Genomic DNA, 17,216 nt, shown 5'->3' with positions numbered 1-17,216 from the left:
ATCGGGGTGAACACACATAGGCAGGTCAGGTTCCCTGAGCAGCCTCTTCCGTAACGCTTTCGTCGATGGCTGAGGTGGGCGAGACACGCCGTGCGAGGAAATGCTCGCGCGAGGTGATGATCAGGCCAGCCGCGACGATGATCGGCGCGCCCAGCCACATCGCCGCCGAGGGCACATGTCCCCAGATCGTCCAGCCGTAGAGTGTAGCCCAGATCAGCGCGGTGTAGTCCATCACCACCACCGTCGCGACTTGTCCCAGGCGCAGGGCCGAGGTGATGAGGAACTGCGCCAGTGTCCCCGCAAGCCCGATTGCAACGAGCAGCAGCCATTCGTAAGTCCCGTGCGCCGTGCCATAGAGCGGCAGCAGGATCGCCGCGAACAGCGAGCCGTAGAAGGCGAACCAGAAGACGCAGGCGATCGGTGCCTCGGTGCGCGAGAGATCGCGGATCTGGAAGCTGACCACGGCGACGATCAATCCCGCACCAAGCCCCGCCGCCAGTCCGAGCGCGGGGACGGGCGCACCGCCGGGCTGTGCGATGACCAGAACGCCGACGAAGCCCAGCAGCACCGCCGTCCAGCGCCACGGGCCGACCTTTTCGCGAAGGACCAGCGCGGTTATGATCACAGCGAACAGCGGCGTCGTGAACCCGAGCGTCGTGCCGACCGGCAAGGGCAGCAGCGTAGCGGCGCCGATGTTGCAGCACAGACCGGCGGTGCCGCTCGTCGCGCGCATGGCGTGGCTGCTCATGCGGCGGGTGCGCAGGAGGCCGAGATTGCCGGTCGCCGCCAGCCAGCCGAGGATGATCGGCACCGCCATCGCCTGTCGCCAGAACACCAGTTCGGGCAGCGACACGCCCGCTTCGCCCGCCAGCTTCACCAGCATGAACATCGTCGAGAGCATTACCATCGCGGCAAGGCGCAGGGCGATGGCCAGCATCGGGCGGTCTTTGCGAATGGTAGTGGAAGGTGCGGTCACGAAAGGGCGCTTTAACTCCGCCGCGCGCGAGGGCAAGGCGGGGCATGGACGATTCTCTGCATTGGATGACCATTTGCGGCAGCCTCGCCGCGCTGGTCGCGGTGATTGCCTGGCTGGGCGATCACCGGCGGCATCGCCGCAAGAACATTGAGAGGGTGGGTTTCATGCCGTGGACGCCCATCTTCTTCTTCTCGCTGATGGTGGCGGTGCTGCTCCTGGGCCTGTCGGCGCGGGAGTGGCTGGGCGGTTGATATTAGGCCGACTTGTTCGACAAACCTGAACAAGTGGATCGATTTTATCGGGCTGGCCGTAAGGGATCGGCAATGGGATCAACGCGCAAGCATTGACCTTTCCCGCCTTTCCTTTCGGAGAATTCGAATGAACCGCTATCTTGCATCGGCTCTGGCCGCTGCGTCTCTCGTCGTTGCCGCCCCGATCGTGGCGCAGCAGGCCGATACCAATGCCGCTGCCGTGCAGGCGGGCAACTATGCGCTCGACAGTGCGCACACGCTGGTGCGCTTCACCGTCGATCACTTCGGCATTAGCGAGTTCTTCGGCACCCTGCCGGGCGCGTCAGGTACGCTGTCGCTTGATCCGAAGAACCTGGCCTCGGCGAAGCTGGATGTTTCGGTTCCGGTGGCTTCCGTCTCCACCACCAACAAGACGCTCGATGAGGAACTGGTCGGTGCCGAATGGTTCGACGCCGCCCAGTACCCGACGATGCGCTTCGTCTCGACCAAAGTGGTGAAGACCGGCGCCAGCACCGCCGACGTCACCGGCAATCTGACCCTGCACGGCGTGACCAAGCCGGTGACGCTCAAGGCGAGCTTCAAGGCGGCCAACGTCAATCCGATGAAGAAGGTCTATACGCTCGGCTTCAATGCCGTGGGCACGATCAAGCGCACCGAGTTCGGCGTCACCAAGTACGCGCCGCTGGTCAGTGACGAGACGCAGATCGCCATCACCGCAGCTTTCGAGAAGCAGTAACTCTGCGTGATCTCGTTTGATTGAACAGACCTCGTCATTCCCGCGAAGGTGGGAACCCATCTCCTGAGGCGTCCTGTTGAAAGGGCATCAGATGGGTCCCCGCCTTCGCGGGGATGACGAAGGAATACGACACGCTTGAGGCTACGCACTTACGGGCCGCTTTCCTACATCCGCGCAATCACGTTTAACGTGGTGGATGAACCAGCCTCCGCCGCGCGCTCTCAACCGCCCCCGCCATATCCGTGTCCCCGCCTTCGCACCCGTGCCCGTGCGTCCGCGCAAGGACGGGTGGACGCCCGCGCGGCAGGCGGCCTTTCTCGCTGCCTTGGCGCAGGGCGGCGGTGTCGAGGCAGAGGCGCTCCGCGTGGGACTGTCGCGCGAGAGTGCCTATCGTCTGCGTCGCAAGCCCGGCGCGGGCAGCTTTGCCGCCGCCTGGGACAAGGTGACAGGCAAGCCGCCGGAAAAACGAAAGGTCACACCCGAGGAGCGCGCGGTGCGGGCGCGCTTCGGATTGCTGAAAGTGCGGATATATCGCGGTCGTCACATTGCGACCGAACTAAAGCCTGATAATCGCGCGCTTTTGTCGCTGCTGGCGCAGATCGATCGGGCGGCGGACCCGGACCGACCGGGCGCCTAAGGTGACAGATGTTTCACTGCCTCGTTTGTGTAAACCCCGGGGTGATCCGCCGGGGTGCACTTCGTTACAGACAGGCTTCGAGATAGGCCTGGTCGAAGCCGAACTGGCGGGCCTTCTCCAGCGTGTAGGGGCGCAGGCCCGAGGGGCGGAATTCGCCGATGATCTTGCCGTCGTCGGTCTCGTCCAGATACTCGAACTTGAACAGTTCCTGGGTGACGATGACGTCGCCTTCCATGCCGATCACCTCGGTGATGTTGGTGGTGCGGCGCGAGCCGTCGCGCAGGCGCTTCACCTGCACGATGAGGTCGACGGACTCGGCGATCTGGCGGCTGATGGCTTCCTTGGGGATCTTGATGTCGCCCATCAGGATCATGTTCTCCATACGGCCCAGGCATTCGCGCGGGCTGTTGGCGTGGAGCGTGCACATCGAACCGTCGTGGCCTGTGTTCATGGCGGCGAGCAGGTCGAAGCACTCGGCGCCGCGGATTTCGCCGAGGATGATGCGGTCAGGACGCATACGCAGGGCGTTCTTGACGAGGTCGCCGATGGTGATCGCGCCCTGGCCTTCGAGGTTCGGCGGACGGGTTTCCAGCGGCAACCAGTGGGGCTGCTGCAGGCGAAGTTCGGCCGCGTCCTCGATCGTCAGCACGCGCTCGCCCGGGTCGATCATCTTGGACAGGGCGTTGAGCATCGTCGTCTTGCCCGAACCCGTACCGCCCGAGATCACCACGTTCATGCGGCAGGCCCCGGCGATCTTGAGCGCGGTCGCCATCTTCTCGCTCATCGAGCCGAAGCCCTGGAGCATGTCGATGGTGATCGGCTTCTCGGAGAACTTACGGATCGAGATGGCAGTTCCGCGCAGCGACAGCGGCGGGACGATCACGTTGACGCGGCTGCCGTCCTTGAGGCGGGCGTCGGCCAGCGGCGTGGTCTGGTCGACACGGCGGCCGACTTGGTTGACGATGCGCTGGGCGATCTGGAACAAGTGCTGCTCGTCGCGGAACTTGGTCGGTGCGAGCTGCAGCTTGCCCTTCTTTTCGATGTAGGTCTGGTTCGGGCCGTTGACCATGATATCGGAGATATCCGGGTCGTTGAGCAGTTCCTCCAGCGGCCCGAAGCCGAGCAGTTCGTCGATCAGCACCTTTTCCAGCGCGAACTGTTCGCGGCGGTTGAAGGTGATCTTCAACTCGGCGAGGACCTCCATGATGATCGGACGGAATTCCTCCGACAGCTCATCCTTGGTCAGCGTCGCGGCGGCTTCGGGATCGACGCGCTCCAGCAGGCGCGGCAGAACCTGCTCTTTGATCTTGTGGATCGAGGCTTCGAAGCCGTTCTGCTCGGACTCGGCATGGACCGCGTTGGCGCGATCGGCGAGCCGCGACATGGCATCGTCGCGCGACGGGGCAAGCGAGTCGCCCGAGATGGAGGGAAACTGGTCGCCGGGAACGGGCGCCGAACCCGGAATGGCGGCGACGACATCGCCTCCGCTCTTGAGCGGCTTCGCCACGCCGAAAGCAGGGCGCGCGCCCTGACCCATACCACCGATGCCGTTGCGCCGACCGAATGCCGTCATGAAACCGTCAACCTCAAGCGCCGCCCTTGGAAGGGGGCGATCCATGCCTAATTCCAGGCACTGTTAAGGTTGAAACTTTGATAACTTACTAATGCGCTGCACCGGAGGGCGAAGTGGACGATGACGATCGCACCTGCTGGCTGTGCGCACGGCCGCTGGGGTGCAAGGTGGAATGGCATCACCCGGTGCCCAAGAGCCGGGGAGGGCGCGAGACGGTGCCGCTTCATCCGATCTGTCACCGGACGATCCATGCAGCGCTGGGCAATGCGCAACTGGCGCGGATGAAGCCGGAAAGCGCGGAGCTTCTGAAGGTGGAGGAAATCGCGCGGTTCGTGCGCTGGGTGGCGGGAAAGCCGCCGGATTTTCATGCGCCGACGCGGCGGAAGCGATGAGCCAAAGCAAAACGGGCGGGCGGCCTTTCGACCACCCGCCCGCCGCAAGGATTCGGATGAACCTTAGTTCTTGGTCTTGTCGACCAGGGCGTTGGCGCCGATCCAGGGCATCATGGCGCGCAGCTTGGCGCCGGTTTCCTCGATCGGGTGACGCTTGGCGGCAAGGCGCGAAGCCTTCAGCTCGGGCTGGCCGGCGCGGTTGTCGAGCACGAAGTCCTTCACGAAGCGGCCCGACTGGATGTCTTCCAGAACGCGCTTCATTTCCTTCTTGGTCTCTTCGGTGATGATGCGCGGACCGGTCTTGATGTCGCCGTATTCGGCGGTGTTCGAGATCGAGTAGCGCATGTTGGCGATGCCGCCTTCATACATCAGGTCGACGATCAGCTTCAGTTCGTGGAGGCACTCGAAGTAGGCCATCTCGGGAGCGTAGCCGGCTTCCACCAGCGTCTCGAAGCCGGCCTGGACCAGCGCGGTTGCGCCGCCGCAGAGCACGGCCTGCTCACCGAACAGGTCGGTTTCGCATTCCTCGCGGAAGTTGGTCTCGATGATGCCCGAACGGCCGCCGCCGACGCCCGAAGCATAGGCGAGGGCGATGTCCTGCGCGTTGCCGGTGGTGTCCTGGTGGATCGCGATGAGGCAGGGCACGCCGCCGCCGCGCTGGTATTCGCTGCGCACGGTGTGGCCCGGGCCCTTGGGCGCGATCAGGAACACGTCGATGTCGGTGCGCGGCTCGATCAGGCCGAAGTGGACGTTGAGGCCGTGCGCGAAGGCGAGCGCGGCGCCGGGCTTCAGGTTCTCATGGATGTCGGCGGCGTAGATGGCGGCCTGATGCTCGTCGGGAGCGAGGATCATGATGACGTCGGCCCATGCGGCGGCGTCCTTGTTCGACATGACCTTGAAGCCGGCGGCTTCGGCCTTCTTGGCGGTTGCCGAACCGTCACGCAGGGCGATGGCGACGTTCTTGACGCCCGAATCACGCAGGTTCTGGGCATGGGCATGGCCCTGGCTGCCGTAACCCAGGATCGCGATGTTCTTCTCGGCGATCAGGTTGATGTCGCAATCGGCGTCGTAATAGACCTTCATCGTTCTTCCTTCCGTCATCCCGGCGAACCGGGACGGTTATTGTCCAAGCGCCGCCCGAACGGGCCAACGCAATTTTGAAGTTCAGGCTTCTTCAGGCCCACGGGCCATGGCGACGATGCCGGTGCGGCCGACCTCGACGAGGCCGAGGTCGCGCATCAGCGCCACGAAGCTGTCGATCTTGTCCGGGGCGCCGGTCATCTCGAAGATGAAGCTTTCGGTCGTGGTATCGACCGGGCGAGCGCGGAACACGTCGGCGATACGCAGGGCCTCGACACGCTTCTCGCCGACGCCCGCGACCTTCACCAGCGCCAGTTCGCGCGCCACATGCGGGCCGACTTCGGTGAGATCGACGACCTTGTGGACCGGAACGAGACGCTCGAGCTGCGCGTGGATCTGGTCGATCTGGCTGCGCGGGCCGTGCGTCACGATCGTGATCCGGCTCACCGAATGGTTGTCGGTGATGTCGGCCACGGTGAGGCTGTCGATATTGTAGCCGCGTGCGGTGAACAGGCCTGCGATCTTGGCGAGAATGCCCGCCTCGTTGTCGACCGTCACGGTCAGGACGTGCCGTTCCTCGGCTTCATGCTGGATGTGCATCATGGGTTCTCTCGTCCTCAGACCAGCGCTTTGGCTTCGTCGTCCATCGTGCCGGCAACGCTGTCGCCGTAGAGGATCATGTCGGTGTGCGCCGCGCCCGAGGGGATCATCGGGAAGCAGTTGGTTTCCTTGTGGACCAGACAGTCGACGATCACCGGACCGGGATGGTCGATCATCGCCTGGATGCCCGCATCAAGCTCGCTCTCGTTCTCGATGCGGATGCCCTTCCAGCCGTAAGCCTCGGCCAGCTTCACGAAGTCAGGCAGGCTGTCCGAATAGGAGTTCGAATAGCGGCTCTCGTACGTCAGTTCCTGCCACTGGCGGACCATGCCCATCCACTCGTTGTTGAGGATGAAGACCTTGACCGGCAGGCGGTACTGCGTGGCGGTGCCCAGCTCCTGGATGTTCATCTGGATCGAGGCGTCGCCCGCGATGTCGATGACGAGGCTGTCGGGGTTGCCGCACTGCGCGCCGATCGCTGCGGGCAGGCCGTAGCCCATGGTGCCCAGACCGCCCGAAGTCAGCCACTTGTTGGGCTTAAAGAAGGGGAAGTACTGTGCCGCCCACATCTGGTGCTGGCCGACTTCGGTGGAGATAACCGGGTCCTTCGACTTGGTCAGCTCGTACAGTCGCTCGACCGCCAGCTGCGGCATGATCGCCTGCGCGTTCGAGGGGTAAGCGAGGCTCTTGCGTTCCCGCCAGCCGTCGACGCGGGCCTTCCACGCGGTCAGGTCCTGAGCCTTGCGGGTGCCCCACTCGGTGAGGATCTGTTCGAGCACCACGGCGCAGTCGCCGATGATCGGCAGGTCCACCGGCACGACCTTGTTGATTGATGCGCGGTCGATGTCGATGTGAATCTTCTCGGAATTCGGCGCGAAGGCGTCGAGGCGGCCGGTCACGCGGTCGTCGAAGCGGGCACCGACGCACAGGATGAGGTCAGCCTGGTTCATCGCCATGTTGGCCTCGAACGTTCCGTGCATGCCCAGCATGCCCAGCCAGTCGGCGTGGTCGGCCGGGAACGCGCCGAGGCCCATCAGCGTGGAGGTGACGGGCGCGCCGGTCTTCGCCTGCAGCTCGCGCAGCAGCGCGGTGGCGCGCGGACCGGCGTTGATGACGCCGCCGCCGGTGTAGAACACCGGAGCCTTGGCATTGGCCAGCATCTCGACCGCGCGGGCGATCTCTTCCGAGGTGCCCTCGGTGCGCGGGTTGTAGCGCTGCTTGCGCTGGATCGGGCCGTCGTTCCACGTTGCCATGGCGATCTGGACATCCTTGGGGATGTCGATCAGCACTGGGCCGGGGCGGCCGGTGGTGGCGATCTGGAACGCCTCGTCGATCACCGCGGCAAGGTCGTTCGGGTCCTTCACCAGATAGTTGTGCTTGGTGCAGTGGCGCGAGATGCCAACGGTGTCGGCTTCCTGGAATGCATCCGATCCGATCAGCCCGGTGGGAACCTGGCCGGTGATGACCACAAGCGGGATCGAATCCAGGAACGCGTCGGCAATGCCTGTGATCGCGTTGGTCGCGCCGGGGCCGGAGGTGACCAGCACGACGCCGGGCTTGCCGGTCGAACGCGCATAACCTTCGGCGGCGTGCGCCGCACCGGCCTCGTGGCGGACGAGGATGTGGCGAAGTCGTTCGTCACCGAAGAGAGCGTCGTAGATCGGTAGCACGGCGCCGCCGGGATAGCCGAATACGAACTCGACCCCCTGCTTGACCAGGCTTTCGACCAGGATGCTCGCGCCGCTGCGCTCTTCACTCACAATACATTCCTTCATTAATTCGTTCGGGCGGGAGCACCGGCAATTCCGGCTGCCTCCCTAATGAATCCGACCCGGCACGTCGGCTTGGGCGTACCGGGTCGTCTCCTCTCCTCCCCGCATAACTTCCATCAGCGAGGTAGGATCGGCCTCTAGGCATGTGGATATGTCAGGTCAACCCGGAAAGCGCAATAAAATATCATTTATGGCATTTGAGTTGTAATTTTCACATTGCAGGCGATGCCAATCCGCAGGGGGCTGGTGCCTCAGCCACGTAAATTGGCGCTTGGCGTAGTTGCGGGTCGCCTGCGATCCGCGTTCGATGGCGGTTTGCAGCGTCCATTCGCCCTTGATGACGCCCGTGAGCTCCGGGACGCCGATGGCGCGCATCACCGCGAGGGCGGGGTCGAGATCGCGGGCGAGGAGTGCCTCCACTTCCGCCAGGGCGCCGCGCTCGACCATGCGCTCGAACCGCAGGTCGCAGCGCGCATAAAGCCACTGGCGCTCGGGCAGCAGGATCGCAGGGTGAAGCGCGACCGCGTGGCCGATGCCGCCTTCGGTCTGTGTCTGCCAGTGCGTGAGGCCGTGACCGGTGGAGCGCACGACCTCCAGCGCGCGTGCGACGCGCGTGGTATCTGCCGGGGAGAGGCGGGCGGCACGCTCGGGGTCTTCGACGAGGAGGGCAGCGTAGGCCTCGGCGACGGGCAGGGCACGCACCGCCTCGCGGATGTCCGGATCGATCGCAGGGATCGGCGCGATCCCGTCGAGCATGGTGCGGATATAAAGGCCGGTGCCGCCGACGAGGATCGGCACCGCGCCCTCGGCGTGGACTTGCGCGATGGTCCCGGCTGCCGCGCGCGCCCAGTCGGCTGCGGAGCAGCTTTGCGCGCCGTCCCAGGCACCGAACAGGCGGTGCTCGATGCCGCCCATGTCCGCTTCGGTCGGACGCGCGCTCAGGACCGTCAGGTCGGCGTAGACTTGCGAGCTGTCCGCGTTGACCACCACCGCGCGGCGGCCCCGACGTTCGAGTTCCTGCGCCAGGGCGACCGCACAATCGCTCTTGCCGCTGGCGGTCGGCCCTGCGATGAGCGCCAGCGGCGGCCGGTCTCCGGCTGAGATATCGTATGGCGCATCAAGGGAATTCGCAGTGCTCATTGCCCGGCTGATAGCAGAACCGGATCATCTTTCGACCAGTCTCGAAGCCGCGAAAGCGCAAATGGCTGAAGGCGGCGTGCGGATCGCGGATGCGACGATGCTCGATTTCTGCGGGCAGACGATGCAGATCGACTCGCCTGATGATAACGCCGACGTCCTGCGCGCCGCGCTCGACGCGCATTTCGGCACGACTGACGGCCTCGTCGCCGCCGATGAACCGGTGGTGCCCAAGGTGTTCATTTCCGACATGGATTCGACCATGATCGGGCAGGAATGCATCGACGAACTCGGCGATTTCGCAGGGTTGAAGGAGCGCATCGCCGACATCACAGAGCGCGCCATGCAGGGCGAACTCGACTTCGAGCAGGCCCTGCGCGAGCGTGTCGGGCTGCTGAAGGGGCTCTCCACCAGCGCCATCGACGAATGCCTCGCCACGCGAATCCGGCCGATGCCGGGTGCGAAAGTGCTGGTCGAGACGCTCAAGAAGCTGGGCTGCCGCACCGTACTGGTGACCGGCGGCTTCCATCACTTCGCCGATCCCGTGGCGGAGATGCTGGGCTTCGAGCATGTCGTCGGCAACCGCCTCGAAGTTGCGGACGGCAAGCTGACCGGCGGCCTCGTCGGCGGGATCGTCGATTCGTCGGTGAAGAAGGCGACGCTGCTGGCCGAACTGGAAGCGGCCGGAAACATGGGGGGCGAGGGTGTCACCAGTCTCGCGACCGGCGACGGTGCGAATGATATTCCGATGTTGGAGACGGCGACTTACGGCATCGCCTATCACGCCAAGCCCAAGGCACGCGCGGCCTCGAACGGCTGGATCGATCGCGGTGACCTGACCAGCGTGCTGCGCCTGCTTGGTATTCCCGAGAAAGACTGGGTGCGCTAACTAGCCCCTCGTCATTGCGAGCGAAGCGAAGCAACCCAGGGCGTCGTGGTGCTGCTCTGGATTGCTTCGCTTCGCTCGCAATGACGAAGTAGATTATCCCGCGCTGACTTCCAGAACTTCGATCGCCTCTTCCCGGCCGTTGAAGTCCACGAAATCGCCCACTTCCGCGCCCAGCAGTGCCTTGGCGAGCGGGGCGACGAATGCGAGCCGGTCGTGCGCCGGATCTGCCTCGTCATGGCCGACGATGACGATCTCGCGCGCCTTGCCCCCCAGCATGAACCGCACGCGGCTGCCGAAGCGGACGATGCCGCCCTCCGGCACCGGCTGCACTTGCGCCGTATCGACCCGCGCCTGCCAGTAGCGCAAATCCCGCTTGGCCGAAGTGAGCGCGGTCTCCTCGGTCAGTGCCGCGACTTGTGCTTCCAATTCCGCGATCTTGCCGACGATCAGTTGCCGCCCGTGTACGGTCACAAGGTTCGGACCCGGCGGGATCGGCACCTCGAACTTGGGCTCCAAGTGCTCCTCATCCCCGTCGCGCCGGAAGGCGACGCTCATTTCCCGCGGCCCATCAAGGTTTCGAGTTCTTCGTGGACCTCCAGCCATTCGGTCTCGGCCAGTTCGAGGGCTTCCGCCGCCGTCCCGTGAAGCTTGCCCAGCGCACCGACTGCCAGGCCCTTGAGATCGCCCTTCGCCGAGGCCGGATCGGCCAGCGCGTCGAGCAGGCTGTCGACGTGAGCTTGTGCGCGCTTCATGCGCGTCTCGGCCGCCGTCACCTTCTTGCGCAGTGCCTTCAGTTCCTCGCGCGCGATGGCGCCGCTCTTCTTGACCGGTGCATCGCCGCCCTTGGCTGAGACCGTCTCGACCTTGGGCTGGTTCCGGCCGAGCACGAAGTCGATGTAGTCCTCCATCGACCCGTCGTAGTTCTCCGCCGTGCCGCCTTCGACCAGTACCAGCCGGTCGGCCGCCAGTTCGACCATGTGGCGATCGTGGCTGACGAGGATCACCGCGCCCTCGAACGAGTTGAGCGCCTGCACCAGAGCCTCGCGCGCATCGACGTCGAGGTGGTTGGTCGGCTCGTCGAGGATCAGCATGTGCGGCGCGTCGCGCGTCACCAGCGCCAGCGCCAGACGCGCGCGCTCACCGCCCGAAAGCGTGCCAGTCACCGCCGTCGCGCGGTTGCCCGAGAAGCCGAAGCGGCCGAGCTGCCCGCGCACCGCGAGCGGCGGCTTGCCCTCCATCGCGCGGGTCATCAGTTCCAGCGGGGTGGAATCGCCCGGCAGTTCCTCCACCTGATACTGCGTGAAGTAGCCGATGCGGATCTTGGGCGAGAAGGTGATCCCGCCTTCCATCGGCTCCAGCTGGCGTGCAAGCAGGCGCGCCAGCGTGGTCTTGCCGTTGCCGTTGCGGCCCAGCAGCGCGATGCGGTCCTCGGGATCGATGCGCAAGTTGAGGCGGCGCAGGATCGGCTTGTCCTCGACGTAGCCCACGGCGGCGAGGTCCAGCGTGATGAGCGGTGGGCGCAGTTCGTCGGGGCTGGGGAAGTCGAAGCTGAGCGAGGCGTCCTCCGCCATCGCCGCGATCGGCTGCATCTTCGCCAACATCTTGGCGCGAGACTGCGCCTGCTTCGCGGTCGAGGCACGCGCCGAATTGCGCGCGACGTAATCGGCCAGCTTCTTCTTCTGCGCTTCCTGGTTGGCGCGGGCGGCGGCGGCCTGGGCGGCGCGTTCGGCGCGGATGCGCTCGAAGCTGTCGTAGTCGCCGGGATAGAGCGTCAGCTTGCCCTGTTGCAGGTGCAGGATGTGATCGACCACGGTGTTGAGCAGGTCGCGCTCGTGGCTGATGACCAGCAGCGTCTTGGGGTAGCTCTTGAGGAAGTTCTCCAGCCACAGCGTCGCTTCGAGGTCGAGGTGGTTCGACGGTTCGTCGAGCAGCATGACGTCGGGCTCGGAGAACAGCAGCGAGGCGAGCGCGACGCGCATCTTCCAGCCACCCGAGAAACTGTCGAGAGGGCGCGCCTGCATCTCCTCGTCGAAGCCGAGGCCGACGAGGATGCGCGCCGCGCGGGCAGGGGCGGTGTAGGCGTCGATCGCGATCAGCCGCTCGTGCACGTCGCCGAGGCGGTTGGGATCGGTGCACGTCTCGGCCTCGGCCAGAAGTGCGGTGCGCTCGGTGTCGGCTTCTACCACTGCCTCGAATGGGGTTCGGGTGCCGTTGGGTGCCTCCTGCGCAATGTAGCCGAGACGCGCACGGCGCGGCATCTCGACCGAACCGCCGTCGGGATCGAGTTCGCCAATGATGGTCTTCACCAGCGTGGACTTGCCGGCGCCGTTACGGCCGATCAGCCCGATCTTGCCGTTTTGCGGCAGCGTGGCCGACGCGCCGTCGATGATGGTGCGGCCGCCGAGGCGCACGGTGATATCGCGAATGCTCAACATGGGGCGAGCGCCTAGCAGGGTCGGAGAGAAAGCGGAACAAGATCAACACAAGGAATCTGGGGCCATCGCCCCAGACCCCCATACCGTCGTCGTTGTCTGTGCAGCCTTGTCAGCCAAGATGACGCCGAAGCTATTTTGTCTTCCACTTCACCGTCGAGCGTAAGGATGCGTCGCGCGTGACCTCGACGGTATACGGGGTGCAGGGGTGGTAAACCCCTGCGTCCGTTAGGCGCTTTTAATGTCGTCTAGTTAACACTTGACGCCTTGCGAAACTTATCAACACGAAAACTTTGCCCGCATGTTTCCAGCACTTCTCCTCCACCTGTCGCAAACCGCAGGAATCCTTTAGAGTTTGGGCTTGCAACCCCGAATCACATGTGATTCAAGCGACATATGCGGACCGTGCGACAGGACACCAACATAGCCAGAGAACGTCTCGTGAAGGGCCTTGCCCTCGCGCTGCTGTTGCTCATGGGTCTCTGGTGCGTCGCCGGACCCAGCGGCTTGCTTGCTTGGGGTGAAAACCAGCGCCTGCTCGATCAGCGCGAGAAGCAACTGGTCGATCTCAAGGTCGATCGCGATCATCTCAAGAACCGCGTCGCACTGCTCGATCCCAGGAAGATGGATCCCGACCTCGCGGGCGAACTGGTCCGCAGCAACCTGAACGTCGCGCGTCCCGACGAGATGGTTATGCAACTCCCCTGAGGTCTCGCGCGTTGCCTCTCGTTGGAGAGATGTCGCAATGCCGTTTTTTGCAAACCTCGTTGCAAAAAAGTCCACGTTCGGAGCCCGTTTTCGAGCCTGCGCGCTTTCGCTTTGGCTGCGTCCTTCCTATACCGCCCTCACTGAAACGATCGCACCAACGATGGGGAGCACCCGTTGCCCAAAGCAAAGACCCCGGCAGTAGAAGCCGCTGCCGTAGAAGAGGATTTCGCGCTCCACAGCCTCCAGGAAGCCCTGGACGCGGACAAGCGCTACAAGCCTTCCAAGGAAGAGCTCCTGCATTTCTATGAGCAGATGCTGCTCATCCGCCGCTTCGAGGAAAAGGCCGGCCAGCTTTACGGCCTCGGCCTGATCGGCGGCTTCTGCCACCTCTACATCGGCCAGGAAGCTGTCGCCGTGGGCCTGCAGTCCGCGCTCGACAACGACAAGGACTCGGTGATCACCGGTTACCGCGACCATGGCCACATGCTCGCCTACGGCATCGATCCCAAGGTCATCATGGCCGAGCTGACCGGCCGCGAAGCCGGTATCTCGAAGGGCAAGGGCGGCTCGATGCACATGTTCTCCGTGGAGCATCGCTTCTACGGCGGCCACGGCATCGTCGGCGCGCAGGTCTCGCTTGGCGCGGGTCTGGCGTTCGCGCACAAGTACCGTGAAGACGGCGGCGTCGCGATGGCCTACTTCGGCGATGGCGCGGCCAACCAGGGCCAGGTCTACGAGAGCTTCAACATGGCGGCTCTCTGGAAGCTGCCGATCATCTTCGTGATCGAGAACAACGGCTACGCCATGGGCACCGCCGTGAAGCGCGGCTCGGCCGAGACGCACTTCCACCGCCGCGGCACCGCGTTCCGCATTCCCGGCATGTCGGTGGACGGCATGGACGTTCTCGAAGTCCGCAAGTCGGCCGAGATCGCGCTGGAATACGTGCGCGCGGGCAATGGTCCGGTTCTCATGGAACTGAACACGTACCGCTATCGCGGCCACTCGATGTCGGACCCTGCGAAGTACCGCAGTCGCGAGGAAGTCCAGGGCGTGCGCGAAAAGCGCGACCCGATCGACCACGCCAAGACCGAACTGCTGGCCATGGGCGTGACCGAAGAAAGCCTCAAGGAAGTCGACAAGCGCATCCGCGCGCAGGTCGCCCAGTCCGCCGACTTCGCCGAGAACTCGCCGGAGCCCAGCGCCCCCGAACTGTATACCGACGTCCTGGTGGAGAGCTACTGAGATGGCGATCGAACTGAAGATGCCCGCTCTCTCCCCGACGATGGAAGAGGGCAAGCTGGCCAAGTGGCTGGTCAAGGAAGGCGACGAGGTTTCCTCGGGCACCATCCTTGCTGAAATCGAGACCGACAAGGCGACGATGGAATTCGAATCCATCGACGAAGGCACCGTCGGCAAGATCCTCGTCGCCGAAGGCACCGAGGGCGTGAAGGTCGGCACCGTGATCGCGATGCTGGCCGGTGAAGGCGAGGATGCCTCCGCCGTCGAAGCGCCCAAGGCTGCCGAAAAGGTCGAAGAGGCTCCCAAGTCGGAAGAGAAGAAGCCTGCCGAGGGCGGCACCGCCAATCTCGCCAGCGACCTCAAGACCGCACGCGACCCGCAGCTGCCGCATGGCACCAACATGAAGACCTCGACCGTACGCGACGCTCTGCGCGACGCCATGGCCGAGGAAATGCGCCGCGACAGCCGCGTCTTCGTGATGGGCGAGGAAGTCGCCGAGTACCAGGGCGCCTACAAGGTGACTCAGGGCCTGCTCGAAGAGTTCGGTCCCACCCGCGTCATCGACACGCCGATCACCGAGTACGGCTTCGCCGGCATCGGCACCGGCGCGGCGATGGGCGGTCTGCGTCCGGTCATCGAGTTCATGACGTTCAACTTCGCCATGCAGGCGATCGACCACATCATCAACTCGGCCGCCAAGACCAACTACATGTCCGGCGGCCAGATGCGCTGCCCGATCGTGTTCCGTGGTCCCAACGGCGCGGCCTCGCGCGTGGGCGCCCAGCACTCGCAGAACTACGGTCCGTGGTACGCCAACGTCCCCGGCCTCGTGGTCATTGCGCCGTACGATGCTTCGGACGCCAAGGGCCTGCTCAAGGCGGCCATCCGTTCGGAAGACCCGGTCGTGTTCCTCGAGAACGAGCTGGTCTACGGTCGTTCGTTCGAACTGCCCGAACTGGACGACCACGTCCTGCCGATCGGCAAGGCGCGGATCATGCGCGAAGGCAAGGACGTGACGATCGTGTCCTACTCGATCGGCGTCGGCCTCGCTCTCGAGGCAGCCGAGCGTCTGGCCGAAGAGGGCATCGACGCCGAAGTCATCGATCTTCGCACCCTGCGCCCGCTCGACAAGGAAACGGTGCTCGCCAGCCTCGCCAAGACCAACCGCATGGTCGTGGCCGAGGAAGGCTTCCCGGTCTGCTCGATCGCCTCGGAAATCATCGCGATCTGCATGGAAGACGGCTTCGACAACCTCGACGCGCCGGTCGTGCGCGTGTGCAACGAGGACGTGCCGCTGCCTTACGCCGCGAACCTCGAAAAGCTGGCGATCATCGACGCTGACCGCATCGTGGCGGCGGTGAAGAAGGTCACCTACAGGTAATCTCTTCGCCCACGGGCTTTGAGATGATGCGCGGGCGGCGGTGCTTCGGCACCGTCGCCCGTGTCGCGTTTGGGGTTTCGCCTCGCTCCGGCACCGACTAGGGAAACCGGGTGACCGACTCCCCAACTCCCACGATTTCCGCCTCGAACGAGGACATCCTCGTGCAGTCGCTGCCCACAGTGTCGCGCCTGGCGCTGGTCTATGCGCCGAAGTCCGCGCGTGAGCAGACGCTGGCATTGTTGGCGCTCGACGCGCGCCTTGCGCATCTGCTGCGGCATTCGCGCGAGCCGATGATGGCGCAGCTGCGTCTGGCATGGTGGCGCGAATCCCTCGGCCAGTCGGCCGAGCAGTGGCCCAATGGCGAGCCCCTGCTGGCGCTGCTGAAAAGCTGGAACGGCCATCACGGCGGTCTCGCCGCGCTCGTCGATGGCTGGGAAGCCATGACCGGGCCCGCGCCGCTTTTCGCCGAAGCGCTTGAGACCATGGCGCATGGCAGGGCCGAGGCGTTCGCCGCGCTGGCCGACGCTCTCGGCCGGAGCCAGGAGCGCGAGGCCGCGATGAAGCTGGGCCGCGCCTGGGCGCTCAACGATCTGGCGATGCGGCTCGGCCATGCCAGCGAGCGTGAGACCGCGCGCGAACTCGCACAGGCGAGCAGCGGTGCGCGGGTGTCCCGTTCCTTGCGCCCGCTGATGGTGCTTCACGGCCTAGCCGCGCGGCGTCTCGCCAAGGGTGAAGAATCCGGCGCGACTTCGCCTGCTGCCATGCTCAAGGCGATGCGGCTCGGGCTGCTGGGGTTCTGATTGCAGCGTTGTAATTTCCGCTCGCGCGCCGGGTGGTTCTAGGATCGCGGGGTCATGGATACCGCGCAATGAATCGCTTTCTGCTTGGCGGCCTCGCCGTTTTCGTACTCCTGGGCATCGGCCTGTTCTGGTGGCAGGGACACGCCGAAGTCGAGGCCGCCGCCCCACCAGCGGCGCCGATGGCGACGGAGCCTGCCCCGCTGCCGAGCGCCGATGTGGGCGACATGGTCGGCCCCGAACTTCCCGAGGCGACCGAACTCAGCCGCGAGCAGCGCCGCTTCGGACGCTACGATCGCGACCGTGATGGACGGATTTCCCGCAACGAGATGCTTTCGACGCGCTCGGACATTTTCCGCAAGCTCGACAAGGACGGCAACAATCTGCTGACGTTCGAGGAATGGGCCGTGGCCACGGTCGACAAGTTCGACGGCGCCGACGGCGACCGCGACGGCTATCTCACGCCTGCCGAATTCCGCAAGACGGCGCCGCCGCCTAAGCCCAAGGCGAAGTGTTCGTGTTGATTTTTGCGGTCGGGTGGTGCCCACCCCGCTGCGACTAACTCGCTACGCTCGCAAGTCTCGCTGCCCCTCCCGTAAACGGGAGGGGGTAAGCG

At 64.9% G+C, this 17,216-nt stretch carries 18 protein-coding genes; 10 read left to right on the top strand and 8 right to left on the bottom strand.

Going from position 1 to position 17,216, the window contains the following annotated elements; genetic code table 11:
* Window positions 1–25 precede the first annotated feature (25 nt).
* A complete protein-coding gene (locus HWN72_RS07895) occupies window positions 26–937 on the bottom strand; it encodes a DMT family transporter (RefSeq protein ID WP_069707728.1) in 912 nt (303 codons plus the stop codon).
* A gap of 83 nt (window positions 938–1,020) precedes the next feature.
* On the opposite strand from HWN72_RS07895, the gene HWN72_RS07890 reads away from it, so the two are divergent.
* The 3 genes from HWN72_RS07890 to HWN72_RS07880 all read left to right on the top strand — a co-directional run bounded on the left by HWN72_RS07890 (window position 1,021) and on the right by HWN72_RS07880 (window position 2,600).
* Window positions 1,021–1,227 (top strand): hypothetical protein, encoded by a 207-nt coding sequence (locus HWN72_RS07890; RefSeq protein ID WP_008833471.1) that lies wholly within the window; start codon window positions 1,021–1,023, stop codon window positions 1,225–1,227.
* Between the two features lie 127 nt (window positions 1,228–1,354).
* On the top strand, window positions 1,355–1,963 hold the full coding sequence (locus HWN72_RS07885; RefSeq protein WP_008833472.1) for a YceI family protein: 609 nt from the start codon (window positions 1,355–1,357) through the stop codon (window positions 1,961–1,963).
* A 196-nt stretch (window positions 1,964–2,159) separates the two neighbouring features.
* Window positions 2,160–2,600, top strand: coding sequence for a hypothetical protein (locus tag HWN72_RS07880; protein ID WP_008833473.1), 441 nt, complete (start codon window positions 2,160–2,162; stop codon window positions 2,598–2,600).
* Between the two features lie 64 nt (window positions 2,601–2,664).
* On the opposite strand, the gene HWN72_RS07875 is transcribed toward HWN72_RS07880, so the two are convergent.
* Window positions 2,665–4,173 (bottom strand): CpaF family protein, encoded by a 1,509-nt coding sequence (locus HWN72_RS07875; RefSeq protein ID WP_008833474.1) that lies wholly within the window; start codon window positions 4,171–4,173, stop codon window positions 2,665–2,667.
* Window positions 4,174–4,286: 113 nt separating this feature from the next.
* Between HWN72_RS07875 and HWN72_RS07870 the strand changes: the two genes are divergently transcribed.
* Window positions 4,287–4,565 carry an HNH endonuclease gene (locus HWN72_RS07870; RefSeq protein ID WP_008833475.1) on the top strand — a complete coding sequence of 93 codons (279 nt, stop codon included), beginning with the start codon at window positions 4,287–4,289 and terminating at the stop codon, window positions 4,563–4,565.
* 63 nt (window positions 4,566–4,628) lie between these two features.
* On the opposite strand, the gene ilvC is transcribed toward HWN72_RS07870, so the two are convergent.
* The 4 genes from ilvC to miaA all read right to left on the bottom strand — a co-directional run bounded on the left by ilvC (window position 4,629) and on the right by miaA (window position 9,157).
* Window positions 4,629–5,648 carry a ketol-acid reductoisomerase gene (gene ilvC / locus HWN72_RS07865; protein WP_008833476.1) on the bottom strand — a complete coding sequence of 340 codons (1,020 nt, stop codon included), beginning with the start codon at window positions 5,646–5,648 and terminating at the stop codon, window positions 4,629–4,631.
* A gap of 81 nt (window positions 5,649–5,729) precedes the next feature.
* Window positions 5,730–6,248: an acetolactate synthase small subunit gene (gene ilvN, locus HWN72_RS07860; RefSeq protein WP_036524725.1), complete on the bottom strand. Its 519-nt coding sequence runs from the start codon at window positions 6,246–6,248 to the stop codon at window positions 5,730–5,732.
* Window positions 6,249–6,262: 14 nt separating this feature from the next.
* Complete coding sequence (gene ilvB / locus HWN72_RS07855) at window positions 6,263–8,005, bottom strand: biosynthetic-type acetolactate synthase large subunit (RefSeq protein WP_069709143.1); 1,743 nt, start codon at window positions 8,003–8,005, stop codon at window positions 6,263–6,265.
* 171 nt (window positions 8,006–8,176) lie between these two features.
* Window positions 8,177–9,157 (bottom strand): tRNA (adenosine(37)-N6)-dimethylallyltransferase MiaA, encoded by a 981-nt coding sequence (gene miaA / locus HWN72_RS07850; RefSeq protein ID WP_008833479.1) that lies wholly within the window; start codon window positions 9,155–9,157, stop codon window positions 8,177–8,179.
* Between miaA and serB the strand changes: the two genes are divergently transcribed.
* Entirely contained in the window at window positions 9,150–10,043 is an 894-nt protein-coding gene (gene serB / locus HWN72_RS07845) for a phosphoserine phosphatase SerB (RefSeq protein WP_037522100.1), read from the top strand. The two genes, miaA and serB, sit on opposite strands and share 8 nt — an antisense overlap.
* Window positions 10,044–10,136: 93 nt before the next feature.
* On the opposite strand, the gene HWN72_RS07840 is transcribed toward serB, so the two are convergent.
* Both HWN72_RS07840 and HWN72_RS07835 read right to left on the bottom strand, forming a co-directional pair.
* Complete coding sequence (locus tag HWN72_RS07840) at window positions 10,137–10,598, bottom strand: GreA/GreB family elongation factor (protein WP_008833481.1); 462 nt, start codon at window positions 10,596–10,598, stop codon at window positions 10,137–10,139.
* Window positions 10,595–12,478 (bottom strand): ABC-F family ATP-binding cassette domain-containing protein, encoded by a 1,884-nt coding sequence (locus HWN72_RS07835; RefSeq protein ID WP_008833482.1) that lies wholly within the window; start codon window positions 12,476–12,478, stop codon window positions 10,595–10,597. Before HWN72_RS07835 ends, HWN72_RS07840 begins: the two co-directional genes overlap by 4 nt.
* Before the next feature lie 393 nt (window positions 12,479–12,871).
* On the opposite strand from HWN72_RS07835, the gene HWN72_RS07830 reads away from it, so the two are divergent.
* From HWN72_RS07830 to HWN72_RS07810, 5 genes are all read left to right on the top strand, one after another.
* Window positions 12,872–13,183 (top strand): septum formation initiator family protein, encoded by a 312-nt coding sequence (locus HWN72_RS07830; RefSeq protein WP_036524742.1) that lies wholly within the window; start codon window positions 12,872–12,874, stop codon window positions 13,181–13,183.
* A 174-nt stretch (window positions 13,184–13,357) separates the two neighbouring features.
* A complete protein-coding gene (pdhA, locus tag HWN72_RS07825) occupies window positions 13,358–14,425 on the top strand; it encodes a pyruvate dehydrogenase (acetyl-transferring) E1 component subunit alpha (RefSeq protein WP_211150010.1) in 1,068 nt (355 codons plus the stop codon).
* Window position 14,426: 1 nt separating this feature from the next.
* The gene (locus tag HWN72_RS07820) at window positions 14,427–15,803 is read left to right on the top strand and encodes a pyruvate dehydrogenase complex E1 component subunit beta (protein WP_008833485.1); all 1,377 of its coding nucleotides are present in this window, start codon (window positions 14,427–14,429) and stop codon (window positions 15,801–15,803) included.
* Window positions 15,804–15,913: 110 nt separating this feature from the next.
* Window positions 15,914–16,603, top strand: a complete 690-nt coding sequence (locus HWN72_RS07815; RefSeq protein WP_008833486.1) for a hypothetical protein — start codon at window positions 15,914–15,916, stop codon at window positions 16,601–16,603.
* Window positions 16,604–16,671: 68 nt separating this feature from the next.
* On the top strand, window positions 16,672–17,124 hold the full coding sequence (locus HWN72_RS07810; protein ID WP_008833487.1) for a hypothetical protein: 453 nt from the start codon (window positions 16,672–16,674) through the stop codon (window positions 17,122–17,124).
* The last annotated feature ends 92 nt before the right edge of the window (window positions 17,125–17,216 follow it).

The organism is Novosphingobium sp. HR1a (genome assembly GCF_015594425.1).
Lineage (GTDB): Bacteria > Pseudomonadota > Alphaproteobacteria > Sphingomonadales > Sphingomonadaceae > Novosphingobium > Novosphingobium resinovorum_A.
The sequence above is the reverse complement of the archived record's forward strand: the minus strand, read 5'-3'. Positions and strand labels throughout refer to the sequence as shown.